The organism is Thermus sp. (assembly GCF_039793865.1).
GTDB lineage: Bacteria > Deinococcota > Deinococci > Deinococcales > Thermaceae > Thermus.
This window is the reverse complement of sequence record NZ_JBAMMI010000057.1, coordinates 15,224-33,740: the sequence shown is the minus strand read 5'-3', so window position 1 is coordinate 33,740 and position 18,517 is coordinate 15,224. Positions and strand designations below refer to the sequence as shown.

Annotated in this window: 22 protein-coding genes; 10 read left to right on the top strand and 12 right to left on the bottom strand. The window is 67.3% G+C overall.

Translation table 11 applies throughout. The annotated features are described in order from the left end of the window. Positions 1–182 precede the first annotated feature (182 nt). The 11 genes from ABJK26_RS05495 to ABJK26_RS05445 all read right to left on the bottom strand — a co-directional run bounded on the left by ABJK26_RS05495 (position 183) and on the right by ABJK26_RS05445 (position 10,419). On the bottom strand, positions 183–749 hold the full coding sequence (locus ABJK26_RS05495) for a thioredoxin family protein (protein WP_347241261.1): 567 nt from the start codon (positions 747–749) through the stop codon (positions 183–185). Positions 750–794: 45 nt separating this feature from the next. After that, a complete protein-coding gene (locus ABJK26_RS05490; protein ID WP_347241259.1) occupies positions 795–2,519 on the bottom strand; it encodes a ribonuclease J in 1,725 nt (574 codons plus the stop codon). A gap of 48 nt (positions 2,520–2,567) precedes the next feature. Beyond that, positions 2,568–4,709: a polyribonucleotide nucleotidyltransferase gene (pnp, locus tag ABJK26_RS05485; protein WP_347241258.1), complete on the bottom strand. Its 2,142-nt coding sequence runs from the start codon at positions 4,707–4,709 to the stop codon at positions 2,568–2,570. 58 nt (positions 4,710–4,767) lie between these two features. Beyond that, the gene (gene rpsO / locus ABJK26_RS05480) at positions 4,768–5,037 is read right to left on the bottom strand and encodes a 30S ribosomal protein S15 (protein WP_347241257.1); all 270 of its coding nucleotides are present in this window, start codon (positions 5,035–5,037) and stop codon (positions 4,768–4,770) included. 72 nt (positions 5,038–5,109) lie between these two features. Continuing rightward, positions 5,110–6,258 carry an MFS transporter gene (locus tag ABJK26_RS05475; protein WP_347241256.1) on the bottom strand — a complete coding sequence of 383 codons (1,149 nt, stop codon included), beginning with the start codon at positions 6,256–6,258 and terminating at the stop codon, positions 5,110–5,112. After that, the gene (locus tag ABJK26_RS05470) at positions 6,255–6,701 is read right to left on the bottom strand and encodes a hypothetical protein (protein ID WP_347241264.1); all 447 of its coding nucleotides are present in this window, start codon (positions 6,699–6,701) and stop codon (positions 6,255–6,257) included. The genes ABJK26_RS05475 and ABJK26_RS05470 overlap by 4 nt, the downstream gene beginning before the upstream one ends. 108 nt (positions 6,702–6,809) lie before the next feature. After that, positions 6,810–8,498 (bottom strand): b(o/a)3-type cytochrome-c oxidase subunit 1, encoded by a 1,689-nt coding sequence (locus ABJK26_RS05465; protein ID WP_347241255.1) that lies wholly within the window; start codon positions 8,496–8,498, stop codon positions 6,810–6,812. A gap of 3 nt (positions 8,499–8,501) precedes the next feature. Further along, positions 8,502–9,008, bottom strand: a complete 507-nt coding sequence (locus ABJK26_RS05460; RefSeq protein WP_347241254.1) for a cupredoxin domain-containing protein — start codon at positions 9,006–9,008, stop codon at positions 8,502–8,504. A 2-nt stretch (positions 9,009–9,010) separates the two neighbouring features. Beyond that, complete coding sequence (locus tag ABJK26_RS05455) at positions 9,011–9,115, bottom strand: cytochrome c oxidase subunit 2A (protein ID WP_347241253.1); 105 nt, start codon at positions 9,113–9,115, stop codon at positions 9,011–9,013. A 223-nt stretch (positions 9,116–9,338) separates the two neighbouring features. After that, positions 9,339–9,929 (bottom strand): ADP-ribosylation factor-like protein, encoded by a 591-nt coding sequence (locus ABJK26_RS05450; RefSeq protein WP_347241252.1) that lies wholly within the window; start codon positions 9,927–9,929, stop codon positions 9,339–9,341. 1 nt (position 9,930) lies between these two features. Next, positions 9,931–10,419: a roadblock/LC7 domain-containing protein gene (locus ABJK26_RS05445; RefSeq protein ID WP_347241251.1), complete on the bottom strand. Its 489-nt coding sequence runs from the start codon at positions 10,417–10,419 to the stop codon at positions 9,931–9,933. A gap of 17 nt (positions 10,420–10,436) precedes the next feature. Between ABJK26_RS05445 and ABJK26_RS05440 the strand changes: the two genes are divergently transcribed. The 10 genes from ABJK26_RS05440 (at position 10,437) to ABJK26_RS05395 (ending at position 18,290) form a co-directional block, all read left to right on the top strand. Further along, complete coding sequence (locus tag ABJK26_RS05440) at positions 10,437–11,762, top strand: M20/M25/M40 family metallo-hydrolase (RefSeq protein WP_347241250.1); 1,326 nt, start codon at positions 10,437–10,439, stop codon at positions 11,760–11,762. 71 nt (positions 11,763–11,833) lie between these two features. Beyond that, positions 11,834–12,715 carry an agmatinase gene (gene speB, locus ABJK26_RS05435; RefSeq protein ID WP_347241249.1) on the top strand — a complete coding sequence of 294 codons (882 nt, stop codon included), beginning with the start codon at positions 11,834–11,836 and terminating at the stop codon, positions 12,713–12,715. A gap of 100 nt (positions 12,716–12,815) precedes the next feature. Continuing rightward, on the top strand, positions 12,816–13,733 hold the full coding sequence (locus tag ABJK26_RS05430; protein ID WP_347241248.1) for a quinate 5-dehydrogenase: 918 nt from the start codon (positions 12,816–12,818) through the stop codon (positions 13,731–13,733). After that, the gene (gene efp / locus ABJK26_RS05425) at positions 13,730–14,284 is read left to right on the top strand and encodes an elongation factor P (RefSeq protein ID WP_347241247.1); all 555 of its coding nucleotides are present in this window, start codon (positions 13,730–13,732) and stop codon (positions 14,282–14,284) included. The genes ABJK26_RS05430 and efp overlap by 4 nt, the downstream gene beginning before the upstream one ends. Positions 14,285–14,397: 113 nt before the next feature. Continuing rightward, the gene (accB, locus tag ABJK26_RS05420; protein ID WP_347241246.1) at positions 14,398–14,877 is read left to right on the top strand and encodes an acetyl-CoA carboxylase biotin carboxyl carrier protein; all 480 of its coding nucleotides are present in this window, start codon (positions 14,398–14,400) and stop codon (positions 14,875–14,877) included. Beyond that, positions 14,874–16,211, top strand: a complete 1,338-nt coding sequence (accC, locus tag ABJK26_RS05415; RefSeq protein WP_347241245.1) for an acetyl-CoA carboxylase biotin carboxylase subunit — start codon at positions 14,874–14,876, stop codon at positions 16,209–16,211. The genes accB and accC overlap by 4 nt, the downstream gene beginning before the upstream one ends. 12 nt (positions 16,212–16,223) lie before the next feature. Then, positions 16,224–16,553 carry an Asp23/Gls24 family envelope stress response protein gene (locus tag ABJK26_RS05410; protein WP_347241263.1) on the top strand — a complete coding sequence of 110 codons (330 nt, stop codon included), beginning with the start codon at positions 16,224–16,226 and terminating at the stop codon, positions 16,551–16,553. Then, positions 16,546–17,001: a transcription antitermination factor NusB gene (nusB, locus tag ABJK26_RS05405; protein ID WP_347241244.1), complete on the top strand. Its 456-nt coding sequence runs from the start codon at positions 16,546–16,548 to the stop codon at positions 16,999–17,001. Before ABJK26_RS05410 ends, nusB begins: the two co-directional genes overlap by 8 nt. Before the next feature lies 1 nt (position 17,002). Next, positions 17,003–17,851 carry a bifunctional methylenetetrahydrofolate dehydrogenase/methenyltetrahydrofolate cyclohydrolase gene (locus ABJK26_RS05400; protein ID WP_347241243.1) on the top strand — a complete coding sequence of 283 codons (849 nt, stop codon included), beginning with the start codon at positions 17,003–17,005 and terminating at the stop codon, positions 17,849–17,851. Further along, a complete protein-coding gene (locus ABJK26_RS05395) occupies positions 17,835–18,290 on the top strand; it encodes a divergent PAP2 family protein (RefSeq protein ID WP_347241242.1) in 456 nt (151 codons plus the stop codon). The genes ABJK26_RS05400 and ABJK26_RS05395 overlap by 17 nt, the downstream gene beginning before the upstream one ends. Here ABJK26_RS05395 and ABJK26_RS05390 read toward each other — a convergent pair. After that, the gene (locus ABJK26_RS05390; RefSeq protein ID WP_347241241.1) at positions 18,269–18,469 is read right to left on the bottom strand and encodes a hypothetical protein; all 201 of its coding nucleotides are present in this window, start codon (positions 18,467–18,469) and stop codon (positions 18,269–18,271) included. The two genes, ABJK26_RS05395 and ABJK26_RS05390, sit on opposite strands and share 22 nt — an antisense overlap. Positions 18,470–18,517 lie beyond the last annotated feature (48 nt).

Below are 18,517 nucleotides of genomic sequence, written 5' to 3'. Positions count from 1 at the left end.
TAGATCCTATTACGTCCGAGGCTAGGGAAAAGGGCTCCACAAGCGAATAGGTACCTCCTGCGGGGCTATAGACTCCAAACGGCATAACCGGACCTCCTCGAGCCTGCGCGAGGGGAAAAGGCCTTGATGGCTCGATCTATGTTTACAGCCGCCAAGGGGTTTCTGTCAAGCTCCTCAAAAACTCAGGCTATCCGCACCTCCGGCTCGTTGCCGGGCTTCCACTTGATGGTGCACCCGATGGCGGGGGCCTCCTTGAGGGGGGGCTCCTCGCCCCGGAGGAGGGCCTCTATGGCCGCCTCGAGGTCGTGGCTTTGGGCCTTGGCAGGGTCCTTGGGGCTGTCGTTCACCCGGCCGTGGTAGCGGAGGAGGCGCCTCTCGTCAAAGAGGAAGACCTCCGGGGTGCGCAGGGCGCGGTAGGCCTTGGCCACCTCCTGGGTCTCGTCCAGGAGGTAGGGGAAGAAGATGCCGTGGGCCTCGGCGAAGGCCACCATCCCCTCGGGGCTATCCTCGGGGTACTTCTCGTAGTCGTTGGGGTTGATGCCCACGAAGGCCACCTTGCCCCGGTACTTCTCCGCCAGGGCCACGAGCTCGCCGATGGAGCCCTTCACGTAGGGGCAGTGGTTGCACATGAAGACCACGGCCAAGAGGGGCTCCTGGAACTGGGAAAGCCGGTAGCGCCCGCCCCTCGGGTCGGGAAGCTCGGCGTCAATGAGGGGGCTTTCCAGGGGAAGCTCGGGGTAGCGGAGCATGGCCTCATGCTAAGGGCCTGGGCCTGGGTCTCGCAAGGGGCGCCCTCACCCGCCGATGACCACCGGGAGGATCACGGGATCGCGGCCCGTGGCCTTCTTCAGGAACTTCTTCACCGGGTAGTAGATGTCGTCCCGGATGCGCTCTAGGGGCTTCTTCTCCCGGATGCCCGCGAGGAGGGCCTCGAGGGCCATGCGCTTCACCTCCCCAAGAAGCCGCTCCCCGGCCTTCACGAAGCCCCGCGAGACCACCTCCACCACGGGCTCCTCGTCGGCCAGGGCGGTGATGACCACCAGGCCCTCCTCGGCCATGTGGCGGCGGTCGGCCAGGATCTCCTCGGTGATGTCCCCCACCCCCAGGCCGTCCACGTAGAGCACCCCGTGGGGCACCTCCCCCGCCTTCTCAAAGGTGTCCCGGGTGAGGCGGTAGACCGCCCCGTTCTCCCCGATGAGGGTCTTCTCCGGGGGGCGGCTCATGGACTCGGCGAGCCACTTGAAGTTCACCTGGTGGCGCACCTCCCCGTGCCAGGGGAGGAAGAACTTGGGCGTGGTGAGGTTGAGGATGAGCTTGAGCTCCTCCTGGGAGGCGTGGCCCGAGGCGTGGACCCTATAGGTGGGGGGGTAGAGGACGTAGGCCCCGAGGGCGTAGAGGCGGTTGATGACCCGGTTCACCGCCTCCTCGTTCCCGGGGATGGGGCTAGAGGAGAGGATCACCGTGTCCCCCGGCTTGATGGCCATCTTGGCGTGCCCCTCAAAGGCCAGGCGGTGGAGGACGGACATGGGCTGGCCCTGGCTCCCCGTGGCCAGGATGAGGACCTGGTGGTCGGGGAGGTCCATGACCTCCTCCAGGGTGTAGAGGCGGTCCTTCACCTTGAGGTAGCCGAGCTCCAGGGCGATGCGGCTGAACTTCAGCATGCTCCGCCCCTCCATGGCCACCTTGCGCCCGTACTTCTCCGCCGCCCAGATCACCGACTGGATGCGGTGGATGTGGCTGGCGAAGGTGGTGACGAAGACCCTTCCGGGGGCGCGGCCGATGACCCGGTCCAGCTCCTTGGCGATCTCCATCTCGCTTGGGGTGTAGCCGGGCCTTTCGGCGTTGGTGGCGTCGGCGATGAGGAGGAGCACGCCTTCCGCCCCCGCCTGGGCCACCTTGGCCAGGTGGGAGACCTTCCCGTCAATGGGGGTGGGGTCCAGCTTGAAGTCCCCGGTGTGGACGATGGTGCCGATGGGGGTGCGGATCACCACCCCGGAGTTGTCGGGGATGGAGTGGGTCATGCGGAAGAGGTCCAGGGTGAAGTAGCGGCCCGCCTGGATGCGGTCGTCGGGGGAGATCTCCTTGAGGTTGAAGGCCCCGGGCCTCAGGCCGAACTCCTCGAGCTTGCCCCTAAGAAGCCCCAAGGTGAGCCTCGCCCCGTAGATGGGCACCGGGCTTTCCTTGCCGAAGACCATGGGGAGGAGGAAGGGGAGCCCACCGATGTGGTCCTCGTGCCCGTGGGTGAGGACCCAGGCCTTGATCTGGTGGCGGTGCTCCACCAGGAAGTCCACCCGGGGGATCAAGAGGTCCACCCCCGGCATCCCCTCCTCGGGGAAGGCGAGCCCTCCGTCCAGGACGAAGATCTCGTCCCGGTAGCGGAAGGCGGTGATGTTTTTGCCGATCTCCCCCATCCCCCCCAAGGGGATGATCTCCACGGCCTCCTGGCCGCCGTGCGCCGGGCTTCCCTCCTGGGGGCGGCGCTTTCTCCTTCTCCTCGGCTTTCTTTCGGGGTGTTCCATAGGTCTCCTTTCTCCCGGATGGGGAGCGCTCGCGGGGGGTACTTGGGGCTAGGACCGCCTCGGGGGGATCTTGCCCTCCAGCTCGGGGCGGATCAGGTCAATCTTCCCCTTCTCGTCAATGCGGTGAACCTTGACCTTGATCACGTCCCCCACCTTGAGGTGGTCCTCCACCCGCTTCACCCGGCCCGGGGCCACCTGGCTGATGTGGAGGAGCCCCTCGGTGCCGGGGAAGAGGCTGACGAAGGCCCCGAAGGGGGTGATGCGGGTGACGGTGCCCTCGTAGACCTCGCCCACCTTGGCCTCGCGGGTGAGGTCCTCTATGCGCCTCTTGGCCTTCTCCGCCGCCTCGAGGTCGCTGGAGTAGATGCGCACCGTCCCGTCCTCCTCGATCTCCACCTCCACCCCGAGCTCCTCCAGGGCGCGCACGTTCTTGCCCCCGGGGCCGATGACCAGGCCGATCTTGTCCACGGGGACCTTGAGGGCGAGGATCCTGGGGGCGAAGGGCTTGAGCTCAGGACGCGGGGCGGGGAGGACCGATTCCATCAGGTCCAGGATCTTGAGCCTGGCCTCCCGGGCCTGGAGGAGGGCTTCCTTCAGCACCTCGCGGGGAAGCCCGCCCACCTTGTTGTCCATCTGCAGGGCGGTGACCCCCTTGCGGGTTCCCGCCACCTTGAAGTCCATGTCCCCGAGGGCGTCCTCGAGGCCCAGGATGTCCGTGAGGATCACCGCCCGGCTCCCCTCCCACACGAGCCCCATGGCCACTCCGGCCACAGGGGCCCTTATGGGCACCCCGGCGTCCATGAGGGCCAGGCACCCGGCGCACACCGTGGCCATGGAGCTAGAGCCGTTGGACTCCAGGACGTCCCCCACCACCCGCACCGTGTAGGGGAAGGCCTCCTCGGGGGGCATCACCGCCTTGAGGGCCCGCTTGGCCAGGTTGCCGTGCCCCACCTCCCGGCGGGAAACCCCCCTTAGGCGCTTCACCTCCCCGGTGGAGTAGGGGGGGAAGTTGTAGTGGACGAGGAAGGGGTCGGTCTCGTCAATGCCCAGGTCGTCGATGATCTGCTCGTCCCGGCCCGTGCCCAGGGTGACCGTGCCCAGGACCTGGGTCTCCCCCCGGGTGAAGACGGCGGAGCCGTGGGCCCGGGGGAGGACGTCCACCTCAATCCAGATGGGCCTGAGGTCCTTGGGGCCGCGCCCGTCCGCCCGCTTGCCCTCCTCGAGGACGAGCCGCCGGAGCTCCTTCCGCACCACCTCGTCAAAGGCGCTCTCGTAGAGAGGCTTTTTGGCCTCGTCCGGGGCGCCGTCCTCTCCCTTGGGCAGGGCCTCGGCGACGAGGGCCTCGGCGAAGGCCGAGAGGGCCCGGCTCCTTTCCCCTTTGCTTGCGGTCTGGAGCACCTGGGAGAGGCCCCGCTCCAGGGCCAGGCGGTAGAGGGCCTCCTTCTCCTCCTCGGAGAGGGCCTCGGGCGGGGTCCAGGCCATCTTGGGCTTGGCGAGCTCCCGGGCCATGGCCTCCTGAAGGTCCAGGATGGGCCGCATCTCCCGGTGGGCGAACTCCAGGGCCTGGACCAGAAGTTCCTCCTCTACCTCCTGTGCCCCGGCCTCCACCATGAGGATGGCTTCCCGGCTTCCCGCCACCACCAGGTCCAGGGCGCTTTCCTCCAGCTCCTGCAGGGTGGGGTTCAGCACCAGCTGCCCCCCGATGAGCCCCACCCTTACGGCGGCGATGGGGCCCTCCCAGGGGATATCGGAGATCATGAGGGCGGCGCTCGCCGCGATGGGGCCCAGGATGTCCGGGGGGTTCTTCTGGTCGGCGGAAAGCACCGTGACGATCACCTGCACCTCGTGGCGGAACCCCTTGGGGAAGAGGGGCCTTATGGGTCGGTCCGTCATGCGGGCCGAGAGGATGGCCTTCTCCCCCGGGCGCCCCTCCCGGCGCATGAAGCTTCCCGGGATCTTCCCCACGGCGTAGTGGCGCTCCTCAAACTCCACGGTGAGGGGGAGGAAGTCGGCCTGCACGGGCTCTTCCGAGGCCTGGGCCGTGGCCAGGACCACCGTGTCCCCGTAGCGCACGAGGACCGAACCCGCGGCCTGCTTGGCGTACTTTCCCGTTTCCAGAATGAGCTTTCGCCCGGCCACCTCGGTCTCGTAGCGGTGGGCCTGGGGTGTGTTGGGCGTGGCTTCCGGCATGGCGCTCCTCAAGGGAAAGGCGGAGCCCTAGGGCCCCGCCCCCGACCTATTCCCCAGTTTACTTCCTGAGCCCAAGCTTCTCAACCAGGGCACGGTAGCGCTCCGGGTCCTCCCGCTCCAAGTAGCGGAGGAGCCTCCGCCGCTGCCCCACCATCATCAGAAGACCGCGGTGGGAGTGGTGGTCGTGCTTGTGGGTCTTGAGGTGCTCGGAGAGGCGGTTGATGCGCAGGGTGAGGAGGGCCACCTGCACCTCGGTGCTCCCCGTGTCCCCGGGGAAGCGGGCGAACTCCTGGATGACCTTCTGCTTCTCTTCCTTGCTGATGGGCATATTCTCCTCCGTCAGGGGGGAAGGCGCTCTAAGCCCCTTCCTCCTCAGAGGCGGGCACTACCCCGCCAGACCCTAACCAGCATAGGGGGGCCGGACCCTCCCGTCAACCAGGAAGAGGAGGAGGGCGAGGAGGGCCAGGCCCGCTCCTACCCCAAAGGCCCACCCCGGTCCCAGGGCCTGCCAGAGCAGGCCAAAGAGGAGGCTCGCCGGAAGGAGGAGAAGGCCCATGAGGGTGTGGTAGAGGCCGATGGCGCTGGCCTTCTCCCCCTCGGGGACCAGGGTGGCGAGGTAGGCCCGGCTCGCCCCCTCAAAGGCCGCCGAGTACAGGGCGTAGACCAGGAGAAAGGCCAGGGCGAGGGGGGCGGAGGTGGCCAGGGCGAAGCCCAGGTAGGTGAGGGCGTAAAGGCCGTAGCCTAGGGCCACCACCCGCCTTAGGCCCACCCGGTCCGCCAGGCTTCCCAGGGGGTAGGCGAGGAGGGCGTAGGCCAGGTTGTAGAGGGTGTAGGCCAGGGTCACCTGGCCCTCGGAGAGGCCGAGGTCCTCGAGGCGGAGGAGCAAAAAGGCGTTGGAGGAAAGGGCCAGGGTGAAGAGGCCGGAGACGAGGAGGAAGCGGCGGTAGCCCGGGCCCATGCGGGCAAGGCGCAAGGGGGGGAGGGCTTTGGGGGGGCTTGGGGCCTCCCTCAGCCGCAGGAGGAGGAGAGAGGCCAAGAAGGCGGGTATTGCCGAGAGCCAGAACACCCCCCGCATCCCCACCGCGGGCAGAAGGAGGAAGGCCAGAAGGGGTCCCAGGGTGGCCCCCAGGGTGTCCAGGCCCCGGTGGAGCCCGTAGGCCCGGCCCAGGGCTTCCCTGGGGACGTTCTCGGCGAGGAGGGCGTCCCGGGGAGCCGTCCTCAGGCCCTTCCCCGTGCGGTCTAGGAAGCGGTAGAGGAGGACCTGCCAGGGGCTTGTGGCCAGGGCCAGGATGGGGCGGAAGAGGGCGGGAAGGCCGTAGCCCAGGAGCAGGAAAGGGCGCCTCCGGCCCAGGCGGTCGGAAAGCCTTCCCCCCACCACCTTGAAGAGGCTGGCGGTGGCCTCCGCCACCCCCTCCACCAGCCCGATCACCCCGGCCCCCGCCCCAAGACTCCCAAGAAAGAGGGGCAGAAGGGGGTAGACCATCTCGCTGGCCACGTCCATGAGGAAGCTCACCGCCCCGAGCAGGTAGACCAAAGGCGGGGGCCTCACGGGCGGTGCCTCCAGAAGAGCCAAAGCAGGAAGGGTTCCGGCAGGACCATGAGGAGGGAAAGGGGGTCCAGGGGCGCCGGGGAGAGGAAGGCGAGGCCGAGAGGCGTGGGGAAGGGGAGGGGCAGGGTGCGGGTGAGGAGGAAGAGGAAGAGGAGGGCCAGGGAAAGCCCCACGCCCACCCGCCAGACCAGGGGGGCGAAGGGAGGGTCCTCCCCGGGGTACATGAGGCGGAGGACCCAAAGCCCCAGGGCGTAGGTGACCTTGAGGGCGAGGAGGACGAGGAAGGCCTGGCCGTAGAAGTAGTACTCGCTTACGAGCCCGTACCGCACCGCCTCGGCCTCGGACACTCCCAGGGCGCTCCCGCAGAGCCCCTGCCCCAGCGTTTCCGATAGGCCAAGGCCCAGGAACTGGAGGAGGAAGGGGCTAAGGGAAAGCCCCACCATCCAGGGAAGGCCGGGTCCGGGGACGAAGGCCACCCTAAAAGCTTTTCCCCTTCTGGGAAAAAGGTCAAGGGCCAGGAATCCCTCCCCGGCCCTTGACCACGTGGGCGCTTACCAGAGCCGCATCCCCGGCACGGGGTTAAGGTTGCTGAAAAGCTGCACCAGGGTGGGCCCGTAGGCCAGGACCACCAGGACCACCGCCACGGCGAACCAGAACCCGATCCGGTCCATGGCGAGAACGAGCCGCCGGTCTTCGGGGCCCGAGAGGACCTCGGCGAAGGGCACGGGGGCTTCGGCGAGCTCCGGGCGGCGCTCCCGGCCCAAAAGGACGCTGAAAAGCCCGTAGATGAAGAGGAGCAAGGCCACCAGGAGGACGATCCCCGCGAGGACGTTGAACACCATGGGAACGGCGGCCTGGGGGTAAGCGTCCGGCACCTGGGCGATGTGGGCGCGCCGGGGCACGTTGAGGAGGCCCGCCCAGTGGAGGCCCAGGGCCATGAGCATCATCCCGAGGAACCAGAGCCACACCACCGCCAGGCCGAGCCGCCTTTGCGCGTCGGAGATGGGCTTCCCCGTGAGGTTGGGGAGGAGCCAGTAGAGGGAGCCCATGGCGGTGAGGGTCACCAGGCTCGCCACCTGGAGGTGGAAGTGCCCGGGGATCCAGGTGGTGTTGTGCACCACGTAGTCCAGGGTGAAGCTGGCGTTCACGATGCCCCCCGCCCCTCCGGGGATGAAGCCAAGGAGGCCCAGGACCGGGGCCACGAAGGCGGGGTTGTCCCAGGGGAGGGCCCGGATCCAGCCCAAAAGCCCCTTGCCGCCCCGCATCCTGCCTGCATACTCCAGGCTCGCCGCCACGGTGAAGGCGGTCATGAGGCTCGGCACGGCCACGAAGAGGGTGAGGACGGAGTGGATCATCTTCCAGGTGGGGTCAATCCCGGGGTCGGCGAACTGGTGGTGGAAGCCCACGGGGGTGGAGAGGAGGAGGAAGAGGAGGAAGGTGAGGCGGGCCATGGGGTCGGAGACCAGCTTCCCCCCGGCCTGCTTGGGCAGGATGGCGTAGATGATGGCGTAGGCGGGAAGGAGCCAGAAGTAGACGATGGGGTGGCCCGTCCACCAGAAGAGGGTGCGGGCGACCAAGGGGTCTACACCCTGGATGAGCCCGAAGGACCAGGGGAGGAGGAAGAGCACCGCTTCCAGCACGAGCCCAATGGAGGCGATAAACCACATGAGCCAGAAGACCACGGCCATGTAGGTGACGAGGGGGGTCACCTGGCCGGGGTGCTGGGCCTTCCAGCGCCGCCAGAGGTCCAGGACGAGGTAGATGCTCACCCAGGTGGAGAGGACGAAGACGCTCGCCCCCAGGTAGAAGGCCCAGTGCCCCTTGAGGGGCGGGTAGAAGGTGTAGAGGACGGTGGCCTCGTTGGCGAGGAGAGGGAGGGCGGCCACCACAAGCCCAACGAGGGCCATCCACCAGGAGAGCCACATGAGGCCCATGTTGGGCCTAAGGTTCAGCTCCCTGGCGGGGAGGTAGACCATGACCGCCTGGGCGAAGAGCTGGGTGAAGACGATGGCGTTCAAGACCCCATGCAGGGTCAGGCCCTGGTAGTAGGACTGGACGAAGGGAAGGAGGCGCTTGAGAAGGGGATAGGCGTCCACGTTCCCGTAGTTCAGGGCCTGGAAGGGGCCGAAGAGGCTTCCCACGATGACGGCCAGGAAGCCCAGCACCAAGAAGTAGAGGGTGGCCTTCTTCTCCGGATAGGCCTCGTAGATCCGGCTGATCGCACCGCTTTGCACCGCCATGGCTCACTCCTTCACCACGATCTTGCCGAACATGTTCTGGTGGCCTAAGCCGCAGTACTGGTTGCAGATGATGCGGTACTCCCCGGGCTTCTTGAAGGTGTAGCGCACGGTGGAGACCTCGCCCGGAAGCGCCTCCACGTTGATGCTGGTGCCCTCCACGTGGAAGCCGTGGATTACGTCGGGACTCGTGATCTTGAACACGATCTCCGCTCCCTTGGGCACCTCAATGGGGTTCGGCTGGTAGCCGAAGGCGAAGGCCAGGACGTGGACCGTGTACTGGTTGGGGCCGGTCTGCACCACCGCCTGGGCGGGGTCGGCCCAGGGGCCCTCGGCGCGCACCTTGGTGGGGTCCACCCGCTCCAGCTTGCCCACGGGGATCACCCCAGAGGTGTGGGTGGCCAGGGTGTAGGCGATGAGGGCGATGAAAACCACAAGCATAGCCAAGGAGAAGGCCAGCCAACCCTTCTCGTAAGCCAGGATCGCCTTGTGGGCCTTGTGCTCGTCCACCATACCTACCCCCTAGCGAAGAAGAGCGCGTATACCCCCAGCCAGAAGACCAGGATGGTGAGGGTAAGAACCAGTATCACTCCCAGGGCGCCGACCGGTTTTTCTTCCATACCCTTCCTCCCTACGGCGGGTTGCCGTACACGGTGCCCATGGTAGCGAAGCTCAGGGAAAAGTGAAAAGTACATTTGTCTCTTCCCATAAGGAATGCGGCATGGGGGTAGGCTTGAGGGCCGCGACCCCAGCTCTTTCGGCTTCTACCCCGCAAGGCCTTTTCGGCGTAGATCCTGGCCCAAAGCTGGGGTTCGGGAGCGCCCCCCTTCCAGGGGCGGTAGGCTAAGCCTCGCTTCCCACCCGGGCCAGGACCAGGCGGCTTATCTCCTTTAAGGTTTCGAAGACCCCCTTCCCCTCGGTGGCCACGGCCTCAAAGACCGGGAAGCGGCCCTCGGGGTCCACCACGGCCCGAACCATGTCCACGGGGAGGGCGTCGGGGAGGTCGCGCTTGTTCACCTGGAGGACCACGGGGAGGTCTTCTAGCTTCAGGCCATATTCCGCCAGGTTCTCCCGCATGTTGCGCATGCTCTCGGCGTTGGCCCGAAGGCGGTTTGGGGCCGAGTCCGCCACGAAGACGATGCCGTCCACGCCCCGCAGGATGAGCTTGCGGCTGGCGTTGTAAAAGACCTGGCCCGGCACGGTGTAGAGGTGGAAGCGGGTCTTGAAGCCCTTAACCTCTCCCAGGTCCAGGGGCAGGAAATCAAAGAAGAGGGTGCGCTCGTCCTCCGTGGCCAGGGAGACCATATCCCCTTTGCGGGCTTCGGGTACCTTGCTGTAAATCCACTTAAGGTTCGTGGTCTTGCCGGAGAGACCGGGTCCGTAGTAGACGATCTTGAAGTTGATCTCGCGGTTGGCGAAATTGATGGTGCTCATGCTAGCTCAGGAGGTCGTCCAGGAGGGCCTTGGCCTTTTCGCGGTACTCCGTGTCCAGGGTGAGGTGGGGCGGGTGGGCCAGGGCCTCCTCGGCGAGCCGGGCTAGGGCCTCCGCCGCCCGCTTGCCGTAGAGCTTTACCTTGCCCAAGGGGGCGTTCTCGTCAAAGATGAGAAGCAGGAGGGCGTGTTCCCCCGCTTCGTCCACGTAGAGGCCCATGCGCTCCCCTTGGAGAACCTGCTCCTGGAAGCGGGCCTCCCCCAGGAGCTTGGCCAGGGCCTGGGTGGCGGCGGCGTTGCCCGCCACCAGGGTAGCGAGGGAGTCTAAGGGGGGCGGCTTGGGGGCCCAGAGGGCCTCCTTGTGGACCAACACGAAGCCTTTGCGGTCTACCAAAAGAGCGTACCGGGTCCCGGTTTCCCGGAGGGTTTCCTCCAGCACCCGGAGGGCCTCCTCGTAGAGGGACCCGTAGAGGACCAAGGAGGGTTCCACCATAGTATGCTCAGTCTATCATGGAGGCTTTTCTTGCGGAGGCCAGGTCCCTTCTTGCGGAGCTCGTGGCCATCCCCTCGGTGAGCGCCGAGGGCAGGGCGCTAAGGGAGGGGGCGGAAAAGGTGGCGGGGGTCCTGGAGGGCCTGGGGCTAGCCCCTGAGCTTCACGAGGGGTACGGCCCCCCGGTGGTCTACGCGGAGGGCGGGGAAGGGGAGAGGACCCTCCTCTTCTACAACCACTACGATGTTCAGCCCCCGGACCCCCTGGAGCTTTGGGACACGGACCCCTTCGCCCTGGTGGAGCGGGATGGGGCCTGGTGGGGCCGGGGCGCCCACGACGACAAGGGGGAGCTCGTGGCCCGCGTGATGGCCCTGAAACTCTTCCAAAAGAAGCACGGCTTCCTTCCCCGGGTGAAGTTCGTGGTGGAGGGGGAGGAAGAGGTGGGTAGCCCCCACCTCGAGGCCTACGTGGCGGACAAAAAGGACCTGTTGCGGGCGGATGCCATCCTCTGGGAGGCCGGGGGGGTGGACGCCAAGGACAGGCCCTACCTCTACGCCGGGCTCAAGGGCATCGTGGCCCTGGAGCTAAAGGTGCGGACCGCGGCCTTTGACCTCCACTCCTCCTTTGGGGCAGTGGTGGAAAACCCCATCTACCGCTTGAGCCGGGCCCTGGCCTCTTTGCGGGACGAGGAGGGGCGGGTTCTCATCCCCGGCTTCTACGACCGGGTGCGCCCCCTCACCCCCTTGGAGATGGAGGTCTTGGCCGAGATCCCGGACGAGTCGGAGGCGCTTCGGGAGGCCTTTGGCGTGAAGGACTTCCTGGGCGGGGCGAGGGGGCTAGACTTCAACCAGCGCCTTTACGCCGAGCCCTGCGTCAACTATAACGGCTTCCACGCGGGGTACGGGGGCCCCGGGTCCAAGACGGTGCTTCCCGCGGAGGCCCGGGCCAAGCTGGACTTCCGCCTGGTGCCCGACCAGGACCCGGAGGAGGTGCCGGGGCTTCTTCGGCGCCACCTCGAGGCCCAGGGCTTCCACGACGTGGAGGTGGTGGTCCTGGAGAAGGGGGAACGCCCGGCCCGCTCCGACCTCGCCCACCCCTTCGTGGCCCTGGCGCGGCGGGCCCTCGAGGAGGCCTTCGGGGAGAAGGCGGTGCTCTACCCGAATATGGCGGGCTCGGGGCCCATGCACCCTTTCCTCCACCACCTCCATGCCCCGGCGGTGGGCCTCGGGGTGGGCTACCCGGGAAGCCGGGTGCACAGCCCCAATGAGCACATCCGCATCCGGGACTTTGAGCGGGGGGTGCGGGCCATCCTGCGCCTCCTGGAGCTTTTCTTTCTGGACCGTTAGGGCTTCGCCCGAGCGAGGGGCCGGGGGTCGCGTGTTGCGTGATCCAGGAGAGGTGCTTAGGCTTGGGGGGTATGCGCCTGATTTTCGGCGAGCGGGATACCCCTTACGCAGAGGCCCGGGTGGTGGTCCTGCCCGTGCCCTACGACCTCTCCCTCTCCTTCCTTCCGGGGGCCCGGCGGGGCCCCGAGGCCATCCTCCTGGCGAGCCGGGAGCTCGAGCCTTTCCTTTTGGAGCTCGGGGCCGCCCCTGAGGAGGTGGGGATCCACGCGGCCGAGCCGGTGCCCTGGGTGGCGGGGATGGCCGAGGAAAGCCACCGCCTCATCCGGGAGGAGGCCCTAAGGCACCTCCGGGCGGGGAAGTGGGTGGTGGCCCTGGGCGGGGACCACTCCATCACCCACCCCCTGGTCCAGGCCCACCGGGAGGCCTTGGGGGAGTTTTCCCTCCTCCACATTGACGCCCACGCCGACCTCTACCCCGAGTGGCAGGGCTCGGTCTACTCCCACGCCTCGCCCTTCTACCGCCTTCTCCAAGAGGGCTTCCCCCTGGTCCAGGTAGGGGTCCGGGCCATGGACCTGGATTCCTTGCGCTTGGCCCGGGAGAAGGGGGTGGCCCTCTTCCCCGCCCACCGGATCCACCGGGAGGGGCTTCCCCTGGAGGAGGTCCTTTCTGCTCTGGGGAAGCGGGTCTACATCTCCTTGGACTTTGACGCCCTGGACCCCTCGGCGATGCCCAGCGTGGGCACCCCCCTCCCCGGGGGGCTTTCCTACCGCCAGGTGGTGGACCTCCTGGAGGCCGTCTTCCGCGAGAAGGAAGTGGTGGGGATGGACTTCGTGGAGCTCTCCCCGAACGGCCAGTTCCACGCCGAGATGACCGCGGCCCAGCTCGTCTACCACGCCATCGGCCTGAAAGGGCTTCAGGCGGGGTGGCTTGCCCGGGAGGCGGACCCCATTTAGCCCGGGGCCTTCCCCCTAGCCTTGGGGCATGCGCCCCAGGCTTGGGTCCTCTTCCTCCTCGTTCCTCCTAGGGGTCTTCTCGGGTGTAAAATAGCCCCCCGTGACCAAGCGCGTGGTTTCCGTCTCCTTGGGCAGTAGCCGCCGGGACGCCGCAGCCGAGGTGGAGCTTCTGGGGGAGCGCGTCCTTTTGGAGAGGCGGGGGACGGACGGGGACTTCCAGGCGGCCCTCTGCCTCATCCGGGAGCTGGACGGAAAGGTGGACGCCATCGGCCTCGGCGGGATTGACCTCTACCTGGTGGCGGGGGGGCGGCGCTATATCATAAGGGACGCCCAGAGGTTTAAGGAGGCCGCGAAGAAGACCCCGGTGGTGGACGGCTCGGGCCTCAAGCACACCCTGGAGCGGCGGGCGGTTGGGGAGCTCGCCTCCTTCTTTGACTGGCCCCGCACCCGGGTCCTCCTCCCCTCGGCGGTGGACCGCTTCGGCCTCGCCGAGGCCTTGGACGAGGCGGGGGCGAAGGTCCTCTACGGGGACTTCATCTTCGCCCTGGGCCTGCCCATCCCCCTCTACAGCCTATCCTTCCTGCAAAAGCTCGCCTTCCTCCTCCTCCCCCTCTTCACCCGCCTGCCCTTTTCCCTCCTCTACCCCACGGGGAAGAAGCAGGAGGAGGTGCGGGAGGACTGGCGCGCCCGCTACTACGCCTGGGCCGACGTGGTGGCCGGGGACTGGCACTACATCCGGCGCCACATGCCCAAGGACATGCGGGGCAAGACGGTGATCACCAACACCACCACGGAGGAGGACGTGGCCTTTCTCCGGGAGCGGGGGGTGAAGCGCCTCGTCACCACCACCCCGAGGCTTGGCGGCCGGAGCTTTGGGACCAACGTGATGGAGGCCATGCTGGTGGCCCTGGCGGGCCGGGAGCTTGGGGAGGAAGACTACCTCCGGTATATTGACCTTTTAGGGCTCAAGCCCCAGGTCCTGGACCTGGAAAAGGGGCCCAGTCAGGAGGAAGCATGATCAGCGTGACCGATCTCCGCCCTGGCACCAAGGTGAAGATGGACGGCGGCCTTTGGGAGTGCGTGGAGTACCAGCACCAGAAACTGGGCCGCGGCGGCGCCAAGGTGGTGGCCAAGTTCAAGAACCTGGAGACCGGGGCCACCGTGGAGCGCACCTTCAACTCCGGGGAGAAGCTGGAGGACATCTACGTGGAGACCCGGGAACTCCAGTACCTCTACCCCGAGGGCGAGGACCTGGTCTTCATGGACCTGGAGACCTACGAGCAGTTCCACGTGCCCAAGAGCCGGGTGGAGGCGGCCCGCTTCCTCAAGGAGGGAATGACCGTCCTGGGGGACATTTACGAGGGCCGGCCCCTGAAGATCTCCCCCCCCACGGTGGTGGAGCTAAAGATCGTGGACACCCCTCCCGGGGTGCGGGGGGATACGGTTTCCGGCGGTTCCAAGCCCGCCACCTTGGAAACGGGGACCGTGGTCCAGGTACCCCTCTTCGTGGAGCCCGGGGAGGTCATCAAGGTGGACACCCGCACCGGGGAGTACGTGGGCCGGGCCTAAGCTTGTGGAAGAGAAGGGGGAGTGGCCTGCTCCCCCTGTGCTTTCGGGATCTTGACCGGGTACAGAAATTCCAAAGGGTTGGATAGGGTAAGCTTTCCCCACGAGGTGTGCCTATGACGCCTAAAGAGCTCAAGCAGATCCTGCAGGCCTTGGTGGAGCACGGGGTAAGCGAGCTTACCCTGGAGACCCCCGATTACAAGCTCACCGTCCGCCGGGGGGGAGAGGCGCCGGTGGTGGCCGTGCCCCAGGTGGCCCTTCCCGCTTCCCTGCCCGCCGCGCCCCCCGCTCCCGAGCCCGCCCCCCCGCCCTCCCCGGCGGAGGAGGTTCCCGCCAAGGCCGACGAGTGCTCTGGGTGCGTGGAGGTCCGGGCCCCCATCGTGGGCACCTTCTACCGGGCCCCGGCCCCGGACGCCCCTCCCTACGTGAAGGAAGGGGACCGGGTGGAGAAGGGCCAGGTTCTCTGCATCATCGAGGCCATGAAGCTCATGAACGAGATTGAGTCCGAGGTCTCCGGCATCGTGAAGAAGATACTGGTCCAGAACGGGGAGCCCGTGGAGTACGGCCAGCCCCTCTTCCTCATCCAGCCGGTATGAAGAAGGTCCTCATCGCCAACCGGGGCGAGATCGCCCTGAGGATCCTCCGGGCAGCCAGGGAGCTTGGCATCAAGACGGTGGTGGCCCACTCCACCGCCGATGAGAAGAGCCTTCCCGTTCTCCTCGCCGACGAGGCCATCTGCATCGGGCCGCCTCCCTCGGGGCAGAGCTACCTCAACATCCCCAACCTCCTCTCGGCGGCCATCGTCACCGGGGCCGACGCCATCCACCCAGGCTACGGCTTCCTGGCGGAAAACGCCACCTTCGCCGAGATGTGCCGGGAACACGGGATCACCTTCATCGGCCCCACCCCGGAGAACATGCGGCTCCTGGGAGACAAGGCCACGGCGAGGAAGGTGGCCCGGGAGGCGGGGGTGCCCACGGTGCCGGGCACGGACGAGCTCGGGAGCGTGGAGGAGGCCAAGCGGGCGGCCTTAGAGATCGGCTACCCCGTGATCCTCAAGGCGAGCGCGGGAGGAGGGGGGAGGGGCATGCGGGTGGTCCACACCGAGGAGGAGCTGGAGCGGGCAGTGCTCCAGGCCCAGGAGGAGGCCCGGGCCGCCTTCGGGAACCCCGCCATCTACCTGGAGAAGTACATAGAGGAGCCCAAGCACATAGAGATCCAGGTCCTGGGGGACGGGGAGCGGGTGGTCCACCTTTGGGAGCGGGACTGCTCCATCCAGCGCCGCCACCAGAAGCTTTTGGAAGAGGCCCCGAGCCTCCTCCCCTACGAGACTCGCAAGGCCATCGCCGAAGCGGCGAGAAGGCTCGCCGAGCACGTGGGGTACGTATCCGCCGGCACCCTGGAGTTTCTGGTGGACAAAGAGGGGAACTTTTACTTCATTGAGATGAACACCCGCATCCAGGTGGAGCATCCCGTCACGGAGCTCGTCACGGGCATAGACCTGGTCCAGGCCCAGTTCCGCATCGCCCAGGGGGAAAAGCTCTGGCTGAAGCAGGAAGACATAGAGGTCCGGGGGCACGCCATAGAGGTGCGGGTGAACGCCGAGGACCCGGAGAAGGGCTTCAGGCCCTCCATCGGCAAGGTGGAGACCCTCCTCTTCCCCGGGGGGCCGGGGGTGCGGGTGGACAGCCACCTCTACGCTGGCTACCAGATCCCGCCCCACTACGATAGCCTCATCGCCAAGATCCTCGCCTGGGCCCCCACCCGGGAGGAGGCCATCAGGCGCATGGAGCGGGCCCTCGCGGAAACGGTCATTGAGGGACCCGGCCTCAAGACCACCATTCCCTTCCACCAGAAGGTGTTGCAGAACGCCTTCTTCCGCCGGGGGGCGGTCTACACCAACTTCGTGGCCCGGCGCATGGAGATGTAGACTGGGCGTGTGATGGTGGACTACGAGATCAGCGACCACGCCCTCGAGGGCCTGGTGGTCCACGCCCTTTCGGGCCTTCGGGGGGTGCGGCTTTTGGAGGCGCCTCCCCGCTCCTTGGGCGAGGTGTTCCGCCGCATGAGGCCCGTCAAGGTGGAGCGCTCCCCGGAGGGCCTTTCCGTGGAGCTCGTCCTCTCCGTGGACTACGGGCTGAGCATCCCCGAGGTGGCCCGGGAGGCGCAGAGGGCGGTGGCCGAGTCCCTCTTCCTGGCCACGGGGGAAAAGGTCAAGGCGGTGAACGTCAACGTGGCCCAGGTGGCCTATCCCCCGGAGGGCCATGCGTAGGCGGGCGCGGGAGCTGGCCATGCGGGCCCTCTTCGCCCACACCCAGGGGGGCGTGGATCTGGAGGAGGCCCTGCGCCACGCCCTGGAGGAGATGGGCGGGGAGGACGACCCCTACGGGGACCCCCTGGACGAGGAGGGGGTGGCCTTCGCCAAGAGGCTCCTTTTCGGCTACAAGGCCTACCAGGAGGAGGTGGACCGGGTGCTGGGGGAGACGGTGGAGGGTTGGAACTTTGGCCAGATGTCCAAGACCGACCTCACCGTGCTCCGCCTCGCCGCCTACGAGATGCTCTACGAGCCCACCCCCTTCGCCCCCCTCATAGAGGTGGCGGTGAAGATCGCCAAGCGCTACGGGGGCGAGCACTCCGGGGCCTTTGTGAACGGGGTTTTGGGCCGCCTCTTCCGCCGCATCCAGGAGGGGGAGGTGAAGGCGGCCCCCAAGGAGGACTAGGGTGGCGGCGCGGCTTCTTTCCGGCCACGAGGTGGCCCAGGCGGTGTACGCCGAGCTTAAGGCTACGCTCGCTTCCCTCCCCTTCGTCCCTTCCTTGCGGGTGATCCGGCTTGGGGAGGACCCGGCCTCGGTGGCCTACGTGCGCCTCAAGGACAAGAAGGCCAGGGAGCTGGGCCTTAGGAGCCAGGTAGAGGTCTACCCCGAGGACTTCCCGGAGGAGGCCCTTCTCAGGCGCATCGCCCTCCTCAACGCCGACCCCGAGGTGGACGGGGTCCTGGTCCAGCTTCCCCTTCCCCCCCACATCCGCACCGAGCGGGTCCTCGAGGCCCTCCACCCCTTGAAGGACGTGGACGGCTTCCACCCCTTGAACGTGGGGCGGCTCTGGAGCGGGGGCGAGGGGCTTTTCCCCTGCACCCCCTTGGGGGTGGTGCGCCTCCTACGCCACTACGGGGTGGACCTCAAGGGGAAGGAGGTGGTGGTGGTGGGCCGCTCCAACATCGTGGGCAAGCCCCTGGCGGGCCTCCTCCTCCGGGAGGACGCCACGGTTACCCTGGCCCACTCCAAAACCCAAGACCTCCCCGCCCTCACCCGGCGGGCCGAGGTCCTGGTGGTGGCCGTGGGGAGGCCCCACCTGGTGAGGAGGGAGTGGGTGCGGGAGGGGGCCATCGTGGTGGACGTGGGGGTGAACCGGGTGGAGGGGAAGCTTCTCGGGGACGTCCACCCCGAGGTGGCCGAGGTGGCCTCCGCCCTCACCCCCGTGCCCGGGGGGGTGGGGCCCATGACCGTGGCCATGCTCATGGCGAACACCCTCAAGGCGGCCCTCTTGAGGCGGCATGGAGCTTCTCTCTAATGCCATCTTCTGGACGGCCCTCCTGGCCAACCTCCTGGCCCAGACCCTGAAGCTTTTCCTCTACTACCGCCTCGAGGGCCGCTTCCATTGGGAGCGCTTCCTGGAGACCGGGGGGATGCCGAGCTCCCACTCCGCCACGGTGAGCGCCCTGGCGGTGAGTGTGGGGCTTAGGGAGGGGTTTGACAGCGCCCTCTTCGCCGTGGCCGCCGTCTTCGCCCTCATCGTTATGTACGACGCCACGGGCATCCGCCGGGCCGCGGGCCTCCACGCCCAGCTCCTCAACCAGTTGGTGCAGGAGCTCCAAAGGCTCGTGGAAAGGGGCTTCGCCCAGGAGCCCCTGAAGGAGCTTTTGGGCCACACCTACCTCGAGGTCCTGGTGGGGGCCCTTCTGGGCCTTTTGGTGGCCCTTTGCGCCTACTACCTCTTCCCCGCCTGGTAGAAGGCCAAGGTCTGGCCCAGGAGAAAGACGAGCAGGCCCAAGGCAGGGGAAAAGAAGAAGGCGAAGAAGCTCACCAAGAGGACCAAGACCATGGGCAAGAGGGGTTTTTTGAAGCGGTGGAAGATGAAGAGGTTCAAAAGCCCGAAGAAGGAGAGGACCAAAAGGGCGGCCGTTTCCACGGCAGGCTATTCTACGCCCTTGCCAGGCCAGGGAGATGGGGTAAACTT

Coding starts and splice junctions, on each gene's coding strand:
- ABJK26_RS05495 (WP_347241261.1), bottom strand. CDS start 749: ATGCTCCGCTACCCCGAGCTTCCCCTGGAAAGCCCCCTCATTGACGCC.
- ABJK26_RS05490 (WP_347241259.1), bottom strand. CDS start 2,519: ATGGAACACCCCGAAAGAAAGCCGAGGAGAAGGAGAAAGCGCCGCCCC.
- pnp (WP_347241258.1), bottom strand. CDS start 4,709: ATGCCGGAAGCCACGCCCAACACACCCCAGGCCCACCGCTACGAGACC.
- rpsO (WP_347241257.1), bottom strand. CDS start 5,037: ATGCCCATCAGCAAGGAAGAGAAGCAGAAGGTCATCCAGGAGTTCGCC.
- ABJK26_RS05470 (WP_347241264.1), bottom strand. CDS start 6,701: ATGGTGGGGCTTTCCCTTAGCCCCTTCCTCCTCCAGTTCCTGGGCCTT.
- ABJK26_RS05465 (WP_347241255.1), bottom strand. CDS start 8,498: ATGGCGGTGCAAAGCGGTGCGATCAGCCGGATCTACGAGGCCTATCCG.
- ABJK26_RS05460 (WP_347241254.1), bottom strand. CDS start 9,008: ATGGTGGACGAGCACAAGGCCCACAAGGCGATCCTGGCTTACGAGAAG.
- ABJK26_RS05455 (WP_347241253.1), bottom strand. CDS start 9,115: ATGGAAGAAAAACCGGTCGGCGCCCTGGGAGTGATACTGGTTCTTACC.
- ABJK26_RS05450 (WP_347241252.1), bottom strand. CDS start 9,929: ATGAGCACCATCAATTTCGCCAACCGCGAGATCAACTTCAAGATCGTC.
- ABJK26_RS05445 (WP_347241251.1), bottom strand. CDS start 10,419: ATGGTGGAACCCTCCTTGGTCCTCTACGGGTCCCTCTACGAGGAGGCC.
- ABJK26_RS05440 (WP_347241250.1), top strand. CDS start 10,437: ATGGAGGCTTTTCTTGCGGAGGCCAGGTCCCTTCTTGCGGAGCTCGTG.
- speB (WP_347241249.1), top strand. CDS start 11,834: ATGCGCCTGATTTTCGGCGAGCGGGATACCCCTTACGCAGAGGCCCGG.
- efp (WP_347241247.1), top strand. CDS start 13,730: ATGATCAGCGTGACCGATCTCCGCCCTGGCACCAAGGTGAAGATGGAC.
- accB (WP_347241246.1), top strand. CDS start 14,398: ATGACGCCTAAAGAGCTCAAGCAGATCCTGCAGGCCTTGGTGGAGCAC.
- accC (WP_347241245.1), top strand. CDS start 14,874: ATGAAGAAGGTCCTCATCGCCAACCGGGGCGAGATCGCCCTGAGGATC.
- ABJK26_RS05410 (WP_347241263.1), top strand. CDS start 16,224: ATGGTGGACTACGAGATCAGCGACCACGCCCTCGAGGGCCTGGTGGTC.
- nusB (WP_347241244.1), top strand. CDS start 16,546: ATGCGTAGGCGGGCGCGGGAGCTGGCCATGCGGGCCCTCTTCGCCCAC.
- ABJK26_RS05395 (WP_347241242.1), top strand. CDS start 17,835: ATGGAGCTTCTCTCTAATGCCATCTTCTGGACGGCCCTCCTGGCCAAC.